This is a genomic window from Streptomyces sp. NPDC021622, assembly GCF_040640795.1.
Lineage (GTDB): Bacteria > Actinomycetota > Actinomycetes > Streptomycetales > Streptomycetaceae > Streptomyces.
In genome coordinates this window covers 1-1,048 of the sequence record NZ_JBFACK010000052.1, presented here as the reverse complement: position 1 = coordinate 1,048, position 1,048 = coordinate 1, and the positions used below count along the sequence as shown (strand labels likewise).

1 rRNA gene is annotated in these 1,048 nt (G+C 57.4%); it reads left to right on the top strand.

Going from position 1 to position 1,048, the window contains the following annotated elements:
- Positions 1-1,048 (top strand): 23S ribosomal RNA (locus AB0G47_RS40870); the annotation flags it as partial.

Sequence of the window (1,048 nt, the reverse complement as noted above, 5' to 3'; positions counted from 1 at the left end):
CGTCGTGACTGCGTGCCTTTTGAAGAATGAGCCTGCGAGTTTGCGGTGCGTTGCGAGGTTAACCCGTGTGGGGAAGCCGTAGCGAAAGCGAGTCCGAATAGGGCGATATAGTAGCGCGCTCAAGACCCGAAGCGGAGTGATCTAGCCATGGGCAGGTTGAAGCGGCTGTAAGAGGTCGTGGAGGACCGAACCCACCAGGGTTGAAAACCTGGGGGATGACCTGTGGTTAGGGGTGAAAGGCCAATCAAACTCCGTGATAGCTGGTTCTCCCCGAAATGCATTTAGGTGCAGCGTCGTGTGTTTCTTGCCGGAGGTAGAGCACTGGATAGGCGATGGGCCCTACCGGGTTACTGACCTTAGCCAAACTCCGAATGCCGGTAAGTGAGAGCACGGCAGTGAGACTGTGGGGGATAAGCTCCATGGTCGAGAGGGAAACAGCCCAGAGCATCGACTAAGGCCCCTAAGCGTACGCTAAGTGGGAAAGGATGTGGAGTCGCAGAGACAACCAGGAGGTTGGCTTAGAAGCAGCCACCCTTGAAAGAGTGCGTAATAGCTCACTGGTCAAGTGATTCCGCGCCGACAATGTAGCGGGGCTCAAGCGTACCGCCGAAGTCGTGTCATTCCAGCAGATACCCCCAACGGGGGCTGGGATGGGTAGGGGAGCGTCGTGTGCCGGGTGAAGCTGCAGCGGAAGCTAGTGGTGGACGGTTCACGAGTGAGAATGCAGGCATGAGTAGCGATACATACGTGAGAAACGTGTGCGCCGATTGACTAAGGGTTCCTGGGTCAAGCTGATCTGCCCAGGGTAAGTCGGGACCTAAGGCGAGGCCGACAGGCGTAGTCGATGGATAACCGGTTGATATTCCGGTACCCGCTGTGAAGCGTCAAACATTGAATCAGGCGATGCTAAGTCCGTGAAGCCGTCCTGGAGCCTTCGGGCAAAGGGAAGTGGTGGAGCCGACGGACCAGACTTGTAGTAGGTGAGTGATGGGGTGACGCAGGAAGGTAGTCCAGCCCGGGCGGTGGTTGTCCCGGGGTAAGGGTGTAG